Annotated in this window: 9 protein-coding genes; 6 read left to right on the top strand and 3 right to left on the bottom strand. The window is 69.4% G+C overall.

What is annotated here, in order from left to right:
* Window positions 1-18 precede the first annotated feature (18 nt).
* Window positions 19-1362 carry a cytochrome P450 gene (locus tag MUG95_RS08135; protein WP_247005542.1) on the top strand — a complete coding sequence of 448 codons (1344 nt, stop codon included), beginning with the start codon at window positions 19-21 and terminating at the stop codon, window positions 1360-1362.
* Window positions 1363-1386: 24 nt separating this feature from the next.
* On the opposite strand, the gene MUG95_RS08130 is transcribed toward MUG95_RS08135, so the two are convergent.
* Complete coding sequence (locus MUG95_RS08130; RefSeq protein WP_247005540.1) at window positions 1387-2502, bottom strand: site-2 protease family protein; 1116 nt, start codon at window positions 2500-2502, stop codon at window positions 1387-1389.
* Between the two features lie 124 nt (window positions 2503-2626).
* Here MUG95_RS08130 and MUG95_RS08125 point away from each other — a divergent pair, with 124 nt between their 5' ends.
* Entirely contained in the window at window positions 2627-3394 is a 768-nt protein-coding gene (locus tag MUG95_RS08125) for a hypothetical protein (protein WP_247005539.1), read from the top strand.
* A gap of 30 nt (window positions 3395-3424) precedes the next feature.
* On the opposite strand, the gene MUG95_RS08120 is transcribed toward MUG95_RS08125, so the two are convergent.
* Window positions 3425-4435: an NADP-dependent oxidoreductase gene (locus tag MUG95_RS08120; protein ID WP_247005537.1), complete on the bottom strand. Its 1011-nt coding sequence runs from the start codon at window positions 4433-4435 to the stop codon at window positions 3425-3427.
* A 106-nt stretch (window positions 4436-4541) separates the two neighbouring features.
* On the opposite strand from MUG95_RS08120, the gene MUG95_RS08115 reads away from it, so the two are divergent.
* The 3 genes from MUG95_RS08115 to MUG95_RS08105 are packed head-to-tail and all read left to right on the top strand — an operon-like array spanning window position 4542 to window position 6978.
* Entirely contained in the window at window positions 4542-5660 is a 1119-nt protein-coding gene (locus MUG95_RS08115; RefSeq protein ID WP_372608168.1) for a DoxX family protein, read from the top strand.
* A gap of 39 nt (window positions 5661-5699) precedes the next feature.
* Window positions 5700-6605: an MBL fold metallo-hydrolase gene (locus MUG95_RS08110; protein ID WP_247005534.1), complete on the top strand. Its 906-nt coding sequence runs from the start codon at window positions 5700-5702 to the stop codon at window positions 6603-6605.
* Between the two features lie 40 nt (window positions 6606-6645).
* Window positions 6646-6978, top strand: coding sequence for a DMT family transporter (locus tag MUG95_RS08105; RefSeq protein ID WP_247005532.1), 333 nt, complete (start codon window positions 6646-6648; stop codon window positions 6976-6978).
* Window positions 6979-6984: 6 nt separating this feature from the next.
* Here MUG95_RS08105 and MUG95_RS08100 read toward each other — a convergent pair whose 3' ends face one another.
* Window positions 6985-8082, bottom strand: a complete 1098-nt coding sequence (locus MUG95_RS08100) for an NADH:flavin oxidoreductase/NADH oxidase (protein WP_247005529.1) — start codon at window positions 8080-8082, stop codon at window positions 6985-6987.
* Window positions 8083-8194: 112 nt separating this feature from the next.
* Between MUG95_RS08100 and MUG95_RS08095 the strand changes: the two genes are divergently transcribed.
* The gene (locus MUG95_RS08095) at window positions 8195-8812 is read left to right on the top strand and encodes a class I SAM-dependent methyltransferase (protein ID WP_247005527.1); all 618 of its coding nucleotides are present in this window, start codon (window positions 8195-8197) and stop codon (window positions 8810-8812) included.
* Window positions 8813-8903: the final 91 nt, after the last annotated feature.

Genomic DNA, 8903 nt, shown 5'->3' with positions numbered 1-8903 from the left:
TAGCCCCTAGCGATGTCGATGTCCCAGACCCCACCCGGCCCGCGAGGGCAACCACTGTTCGGGAGCAGTCGCCAGTACGCCCGAGACCCGTTCGGCTTCGTGACCGCGCTGGAACAGGCCTACGGCGACATCGCACAGTTCCAGATGGGGCCGCTGGACACCTACATGGTGACCGACCCCGAGGCAATCGAGCGCATCCTCGTCGCCGACGCGGACACCTACACCAAACCGGAGTTTCAGGACGACGCGCTGGGTGACTTGCTGGGCAACGGACTCCTCCTCAGCGAGGGCGAGACGTGGCGCCAACAGCGGCAACTCGCCCAACCCGCCTTCGACGTGCGACGGCTCTCGGGGATGGCCGACCGCATCGTCGACCACACCGAATCCCTGCTCGACGGCTGGGCGGACGGTGACCGCGTGGATATCGAGGAGGAGATGACTACCGTCACCATCGACGTGATTCTCGACCTGATGATGGGGACCGAACTCCCCCGCGAGCGCGTCGAGCGCGTCCGTGCGGACCTCGAACCCGTCGCCTTCCGCTTCGAACCCAGCCCCATCCGCTTCGCCCTCCCGGAGTGGGTGCCCATGCCCGGGGACGCCGAGTTCGCCGAAGCCGTCGAGTCGCTGGAGGACCTCGTCGGCGACATCGTCGCACAGCGACGCCACGACATCGGGAGCGAGGACGACCCCGACGCGCCGATGGACTTCCTCTCGGTACTCCTGCGGGCGCGCGAACGCGGCGAGCAGACCGACGAGCAGTTGCGTGACGAGATGATGACGATGCTGTTGGCGGGCCACGACACGACGGCACTGACGCTCACGTACACGTGGTTCCTGCTCTCGGAGAACCCCGAGGCCGAACGGCGGGTCCACGCGGAACTCGACGAGGTACTCGACGGCGACCGCCCGACAGTCGAGGACGTGCGCGAGTTGGAGTACACCGAGTGGGTCATCAAGGAGGCGATGCGGCTGTACCCGCCCGTCTACACCATCTTCCGGTCACCGACGACGGACGTGGAAATCGGCGGCTACACCGTCCCCGAGGACGCCTCCATCATGCTCCCGCAATGGGCCGTCCACCGCTCTGAAAAGTACTGGGACGACCCCGAGACGTTCGACCCCGACCGCTGGAGCCCCGAACGTGCGAACGACCGACCGCGGTTCGCGTACTTCCCGTTCGGCGGCGGCCCGCGCCACTGCATCGGGAAGCACCTCGCCATGCTCGAAGCCCGCTCCATCGTCGCCACCGTCGCCAGCCAGTACCGACTCGACTTCGAGGGCGAGACGCCGCTGACGCTGTTCCCGACGCTGACCGCCCACCCCGCCGACGAGATGACGATGCGGGTCGAAGAGCGGTAGGGACAGCCCACCCACCAGTTCCGTTCAGGGCGTGACGATAATCGGCATCGGCGTGAAACAGAGGACGCCCAGCACCAACGTCAGCAGGCCGACGGCCTGTCGGCGGCGGTCCACGGGCGACTCGTCGAGGGGGCGCGCGCTGCCGACGCGCCCGAACACCAGCGCGATGACGCCCCACAGGAGCCAGATAGTCGCCGCGCGGCCGTCCTCGAACAGGAACAAGTAGGCCGCGAGCGAGAAGAGCGCGGTGGGCACGGCCCACTGGACGTACTCGATGGCGTCCCCGAATAGCGCGCGTGCGACGTGCGCGCCATCCAGTTGGCCGACCGGCAGGAGGTTGAGGAAGGTGACGAACGCGCCGACCCATCCGCCGACGACGACGGGGTTGACCGTCAGCGACGGGTCGCTGTACTGGAGCGGTTGGCCGAGCGCGGCCGCGATGACCTGAATCAACAGTGGGTAGCCCAGTTCCAACCGGGTCGCCACCGTCGTCCCGGCGACAGTGGCGGTATCGACGGGCGGCAGCGAGACGCCGATGGCGGTGACGACGACTGTCGCACCGAGTCCGGCCAGCGGCCCGGCGACACCGATGTCGAACAGTGCCGTCCGGCTCGGGATGTGGTCGTTCATGCGGATGACGGCCCCGAGCGTCCCGAGCGGGTTCGGGAGCGGGATGAAGTACGGCAGGGTCGCCTCGACGCGGTGGTAGCGACTGAACGCGTAGTGGCCGAGTTCGTGGACCGCCAGCACACCCAGCACGGAGGCGGCGAACGGCCACGCGGCGAGGACCGAGAGCGGGTCCGAGCGGAGTGGGAAGCCGTACCACTGTGCTCCGGCGAACAGGGTGGTCCCGACGGTTGCGAAGAAGAGGACCACGTTGAGCCACGGCACCCCGTCGACGCTCGTCGACCGCTCCGTGGCGACGAGGACGTGTTCGCCCGTCTCGTAACTCATGCGGAGGCGGTACCCGCGGTTGCGAAAGCGCGGTGCGAGGTCCCGGACAACCGTCTCTTGGGTGCCGAGCGGTTCGCCGTAGTAGCGAACGTCCCCGTCCTCGACTTCCACCTCGTAGACGTGGAACACGTCGGTCAGCGACTCCGGGTCGGGGAGGTCCGCCGGGACTGCCGTCCGCGGCGACATTAGCTACTGTACGGGCGCGAGCCGTAAAACCTGTTCGCGTGCTGTCGCCCGGTTTCGACGGGTCGTGGCCCGCAGTCGGTCGGTCCAGCCGTGCGTTCATACCGTTCGGACCCGAAGAAGTCGTGTGAGCCGAACAGACACCGATGCAGTACTCGCCGACCTAAACGAGCGCGGGTACGACGTGACGAGACTCGACGGCGACGGCCCGGTGGCAGTCGCGGCAGGCGGGGAGGCACCCGGTGCAGTCACGGACCGCCCGCTCGCCGTCGAACCCATCTCTCGGCCGAGTCCGCTGACGCTCGCCTCGTATCTCGCGGGAGCGGCGTCGAAGGAGCAGGCGGTACTGTTCGTGGCGGACGACCGAACCGGGCACCGCGCCACGTCGGTACTCGAACAGCCGTTCCTCCTCGCGGCCGAACACGACGGGCACCGGGAGTTCTACACGGTTCCCGACCGCATTCTCCTGCAGGACGGTGGCTATGCGGCCGTTCGGACCGACGGCAGCCTGACGTGGCGCGAAGAACCCGCAGACGGGACCCTCACCGACGGAGGAACCGACGCGCCGCGCCTGCTCCTCGAAACCGAGGGGGAGGCCGTCGCAGCCTTCGACTCGGTTGCGGCCCTGACGTGTCCCGGCCCGACGGCCGACGCGTTCCCGTACCGGTACGAACGCGAGGGGGACAAGCGCGTCCACGTGTACGACCGTCAGCGGGACGTCGGCCGCTACGCGGGTGTCGCGGCGATGAAGGCGAACGCCTACCGGCCGGTGCCGCTCCCGCTCGTGCCCGAACACCACGTGCGGGAGAACCGCGCACTCGCTCGGGCGTGGACCGTCGCGACGGTCACCGACGGCGAGGTGACGTACACGACTGCCACCGCGCCCGGGAGGTAGTCGGGGAACGCCGCCCTCGGCGTCGCGTGGTCAGTCCAATCGGACCAGTTGCTTGCCGACGTTGACACCCTCGAACAGGCCGAGGAACGCCTCGGGGATGGCCTCGAAGCCCTCCGTCACCGTCTCGCGGTACTGCACGTCGCCCGCGTCGACCCACCCGGCGAGGCGTTCGGTGGCCTCGCGGTAGCGGTCGGTGTAGTCCCGGACGAGCAACCCCTCGACACGGGCGCGGGTCTGGATGAGTTTCGGGAGTTTCCGCGGGCCGACGGGTTGCTCGACGGCGTTGTACAGCGAAATCTGGCCACAGATGGCGACGCGAGCGCGGACGTTCAGGTGGTCGAAGGCGGCGTCGGTTATCGGGCCGCCCACGTTGTCGAAGTACACGTCCACGCCGTCGGGACACGCGTCCCCGACGGCCGCCGACAGGTCGTCGGCCGTCGCGTAGTTGATGGCGTCGTCGAACCCCAGTTCGCCGGTCAGCCAGTCGGTCTTCTCGTCGGCACCGGCGACGCCGACCACGCGCGCACCCGCGAGTTTGCCCAACTGGCCGACGACGGACCCGACAGCCCCCGCGGCGGCCGAGACGAGCATCGTGTCGCCCGGTTTCGGCTCGGCCACGTCGAACGTGCCGAAGTAGGCCGTCCGGCCGGGCATCCCGAGGACACCCAACGCTGTCGAGAGCGGCCCCAACTCGGGGTCGACGGACCGCAGGTCGTCGCCGTCGGCGACGCTGTACTCGGCCCACTCCAAGTTGCCCTGTACCACGTCGCCCGCCGCGAAGTCGGGGTGGTTCGACTCCAGTACGTCGCCGACGACGCGCGCCTCCATCACCTGCCCAACGTCCCACGGGTCGGCGTAGGATTCGGCGTCGCGCATCCGGCCGCGCATGTACGGGTCCACCGAGAGGTACCGCGTCTCAACGACCACCTCGCGCGGCCCCGGGTCGGGGACGGGCGATTCGGTGAGTTCGAAGTTCTCCATCGTCGGTTCGCCGGTCGGTCTGCTGTCGAGGACCCACTGGCAGGTCGTGTCGGGAGCCATACGACACTCACACGGACGGCCGGGGGATGAGCGTTCGGGTGGCCTCTGGCGGGCGAATCGAGCGGCGACGTATCGAATCCGCGCGCTTAAATCTACACATCCAATAATGAACAATATGATTCGACGCGGGCTTCGCGGCGCGGTGTTCGCGGTCCTCCTCGCCGTCGCCGTCCGTCCGGCGACGGCCCACGTGGATTACGTGACCGACGGGTCTGGCGGGGACGTATCGCCCGCGGAACTCGCCGCGAGCGTGTTCGGGGAGCCGGTGAACGTCGCCCTGCTCGTCGGCGGTGGGGTCGGACTGGCGGCGGCAGTCGTGGCGTACCTCGCGTTCGCGCCGCGGGTCCCGGACATCGAGGTCATGTGGCGGACGCTCGCCTCCTACCAGCCGTATCTCCCGTGGATGCTCCGGCTCTCGGTCGGCCTCCCGCTCGTGGGGGCCGGGTTCGCTGGCTACTTCTTCACGCCGAACGTCGGCGTCGAGGCGCGGGTCCTGCAGGTCGGACTGGGCTTTCTCCTGCTGTTCGGGCTGGCCAGTCGCGGGGCCGCCGTCGTCGGGGTGGCGGCGTACGTGGGGGGCCTCGCCGTCTACGGCGCGGACATGTTGCTGGCCAGCGAGTACATCGCGGGTTTTCTGGGGATTCTCGTCCTCGGGAGCGGACAACCGAGTGCCGACGGCCTGCTCCGCCGGCTGGCGGTCACCGACGGGACGCTGTTCAGCCGCGTGCGGCCATACCACAACCTCGGCCAGCGAGCAATCCAGCGGGTGGGCCTGACGAAGGGGTTCGCGCCGCTGTTCCTCCGTGCGGCGGTGGGGTTCAACTTCGTCTGGCTGGGCGTGACCCAGAAGTGGCTCCAGCCGGGCGCGTCGCTCACCGTCGTCGCCAAGTACGACCTGACGAGCGTCGTCCCCGTCAGTCCCGAGATGTGGGTGTTCGCCGCGGGACTCGGCGAAGTCGCCGTCGGCTGTCTGCTGTTGGCGGGCCTGTTCACGCGCGGCGCGGCCGTCGCCGCGTTCGTCCTGTTCACCGCCACGCTGTTCGGCCTCCCCGACGACCCGGTGCTGGCCCACGTCACGCTGTTCGGCCTCTCCTCGGCCATCATGGTGACGGGAGCCGGACCGTACTCGCTGGATGCGACCGTCGTCCCGGCCGTCCGCGAGCGACTCCGGCGGGCCGTCGAGGGGGCAGGCGAAACCGCCGAGGTGGCCGCCGCCGACCGCTGACGGGCGACAGCCTTTCCTCGCGGCCCTCGAAGCGACGGCATGGACTACGAGCGACACGTCTTCGACCAACCGCTCTACGGGACGGTCAACGTCTACCGCGTCGGGGACACGCTACTCGACACCGGCCACGTGCGCAACCGTGCCGCCGTCGCCGACGCCCTCGACGGCGGCGCGCTGGCGGGGGTCGACCGCGTCGTCCTCACCCACCCCCACGTCGACCACGTCGGCGGCAGTCAGACCGTCCCCGAACTTGCCGACCTGCCCCACACCGTCTTCGAGGGCGTCCCGGCTATCCTCCGCGACTACGCCGACTACCTCCGGGCGGCCCGCGACGAGATGCGAACCCGGACGGCGGGCCTCGACACGGACAGCACGGCAGTCTTCGACTCGTACTTCCCCCTCGACGACTACGCCGAGGACGCAATCGATATCGACCGCGTGGTCGGGGACGGCGACACCGTTCGGCTCGGCGGCTACGACTGTGAGGTGGTCCACGTCCCCGGCCACTCCGCACAGCAGATGGGGCTGTATCACGACGATTCGGACACGCTGTTCTCGGCCGACCTCGTCTCCACGAACGGCTACTTCATGTACGGACCGCTTCACTGTGACATCGGGGCGTACGGTGACTCGCTCCGCCGCGTTCGTGACCGCGACCCGGCCGTACTGGTGCCTGGCCACGGCGAGGTGTGGGACGACGCCGAGCGGCGAATCGCCGACGCCATCGAGAAGGCGGACCGTACCGTGGCGGCCGTTCGGGCAGTCGTGACCGAGAGCGACGGCGCGGCTACGGCAGGGACCATCGCCCGCGAGGTGTTCGGGGCGACTGACGCGACGCTCCACTTCCTCACACAGGTCGCCTGTGAGTACCTCGACCACCTCGCAGACGAGGGCGGGGTACGGGTCGACTACCGCGACGACGGCGTGTTCGCACGCGAGGCGTGAGGACAGAACAGCTATTGTCTCGGCGGGCGGTCACCCGGGCGTGAACCCGTATGCCCTCCTCGGGATGGCTATCGTCTCGGAAGTGCTCGGTACCACCGCCCTGAAGCTCTCGGAGGGGTTCTCGCGACCGCTCCCGAGCGTCGGGGTCCTCCTCGGCTACGGCGCGGCGTTCTACCTCGTCTCGCTGGCACTCGAGGACCTGCCGGTCGGCCTCGTCTACGGGACGTGGGCCGCCCTCGGTATCGTCGGTATCGCCGCAATCGGCGTCGTCGTCTTCGACGAGCAACTCGACGCGGCCGCCCTCGTCGGCATCGGCCTCATCCTCGCTGGCGTCTACTGCGTCAACGTCGTCTCGGACATGGCGGCCCACTGACGCGGCTCAGAACGCCCGGTGGTACTGGGGCGGCACGTCGACGGCGTCCTCGCGGCCGAGTTTGCGGGCGGCGTGGAGCGTAAAGTAGGGGTCGCGGAGGTGTTCGCGGCCGATGACGGCGAGGTCGGCGCGGCCGTTGCGGACCAGTTCGTCGGCCTGTTCGGGGGTGGTGATGCCGCCGACGGCCCCCACCGCGATATCGCGCTCGACGCCGTCGGTCACGCGGTGGCCGTAGTCGACCTGATACCCCGGGCCCGCGTCGGGGAGTTGTTGGTCGGGGTGGATGCCCCCGCCGCTCACGTCCACGAGGTCGACGCCGTGGTCGGCCGCCCGGTCGGCGAACCGGATGGACTGGGCGACGGTCCAGGACTCGCGGTCCGGGAGCCAGTCCGTCGCGGAGATACGCAGGAAGACCGGCCTGTCCTCGGGCCACACCGACCGAACCGCGTCGACGACTTCGAGCGGGAACCGGATTCGGCTCTCGAAGTCGCCGCCGTACTCGTCGTCGCGGGTGTTCGTCACCGGCGAGAGGAACTCGTGGAGGAGGTACCCGTGGGCGGCGTGGACCTCTGCCACCTCGAACCCGGCCTCACGGGCGCGGCGGGCGGCGTCGGCGAACGCCTCGGTCACGTCGGCGATGTCGGCCGGCGAGAGCGCGCGCGTCGGCGGCGCGTCGCCGTCGTAGGGATACGGGTCGTCGGTCGGACCGACGGCGGTCCACCCGCCCTCGTCGGACTGGAGCGGGTCGCGGCCCTCCCACGGGCGGGCAGTCGAGGCCTTTCGCCCGGCGTGGGCGAGTTGGATGGCGGGGACGCTGCCCTGCTCGCGGACGAACGCGGCGATGTCGGCCAGCGGCGGCACGTGGTCGTCACTCCAGATGCCGAGGTCCTCGGGCGAGATGCGGCCACGGGGTTCGACGGCGGTAGCCTCGGCCATCACGAGTCCGGCACCGCCGACGGCACGGCTGGCGAGGTGCTGGAAGTGCCAGTCGGTCGCCACGCCGTCACGGGCGTCACAGGAGTACTGGCACATCGGGGAAACCATCACGCGGTTCGGAACCTCCGTCTCGCGGAGCGACAGGGGGGTAAAGAGGTCGGCTGTCATCGTGAGACGCAGGAGATAGCGGGTCAAGGGACCCGTGGTCCCGGCGAAACAGGCCGCTACCGGCCGTGAAACCGCCGAACAGTTCACGGTCCCCCCGGTCGTAGGCCTCCATATGACGACGTGGGACGAGCGGTTCCGCGCGGGCGAGTATCCTCAGAACCCGGACCCGGCACCGCTGTTGGTGCGATACGTGCGCGCACTCGGCGGTGGTCGGGCACTGGACGTAGCGACCGGGACGGGCCGCAACGCCGTCTTCCTCGCCGGGGAGGGCTACCGAGTGGACGCGCTCGACCAGTCGCGCGCGGGGCTGGAAATCGCCCGCGAGAACGCCCGCGACCGGGGTGTCGCCGACCGGGTGAACTGGGTGCAGGCGGACGTGCCGACCTACTGCTTCCCGACCGATACGTACGACCTCGTGACGGTCAGTTTCTACCGGGCGGTCGACCGGTTCCCGGACCTGAAGGCGGCGCTCGCGCCCGGCGGCGTGCTGTTCGTGGAACACCACCTGCGGACCACCGACGAGATGGAGAGCGGCCCGAGCGGCGACCGCTACCGGTTCGGCGCGAACGAACTCCTCGGGGCGTGTGCGGACCTCACCGTCCTGCACTACGAGGAGGGTATCGAGCGGCGGGCGGACGGCCGCCGGGGGACAGTCGCCCGAATCGTCGCGCGCAACTCGACCGGCCAATCCCAGTCGTATCCGTCGGTTTCCCGTCCGAGTCGTGAGTGACGGTACCACGCGCCATTAACATACAGGCACAGGTGGCGTCGTAATTTTAACACAGTACAGCTCATTCCAGAATATATTTTACACAACAGCC

The sequence above is a fragment of the Halorientalis litorea genome (assembly GCF_023028225.1).
GTDB classification, from domain to species: Archaea; Halobacteriota; Halobacteria; order Halobacteriales; family Haloarculaceae; genus Halorientalis; species Halorientalis litorea.
This window is presented reverse-complemented; position numbering and strand designations above follow the sequence as displayed.

What these genes read in the sequence shown, in the direction of transcription:
- MUG95_RS08115 (WP_372608168.1), top strand. Translation starts at nt 4,542, where the DNA reads ATGAACAATATGATTCGACGCGGGCTTCGCGGCGCGGTGTTCGCGGTC.
- MUG95_RS08120 (WP_247005537.1), bottom strand. Translation starts at nt 4,435, where the DNA reads ATGGCTCCCGACACGACCTGCCAGTGGGTCCTCGACAGCAGACCGACC.
- MUG95_RS08130 (WP_247005540.1), bottom strand. Translation starts at nt 2,502, where the DNA reads ATGTCGCCGCGGACGGCAGTCCCGGCGGACCTCCCCGACCCGGAGTCG.
- MUG95_RS08110 (WP_247005534.1), top strand. Translation starts at nt 5,700, where the DNA reads ATGGACTACGAGCGACACGTCTTCGACCAACCGCTCTACGGGACGGTC.
- MUG95_RS08135 (WP_247005542.1), top strand. Translation starts at nt 19, where the DNA reads ATGTCCCAGACCCCACCCGGCCCGCGAGGGCAACCACTGTTCGGGAGC.
- MUG95_RS08095 (WP_247005527.1), top strand. Translation starts at nt 8,195, where the DNA reads ATGACGACGTGGGACGAGCGGTTCCGCGCGGGCGAGTATCCTCAGAAC.
- MUG95_RS08100 (WP_247005529.1), bottom strand. Translation starts at nt 8,082, where the DNA reads ATGACAGCCGACCTCTTTACCCCCCTGTCGCTCCGCGAGACGGAGGTT.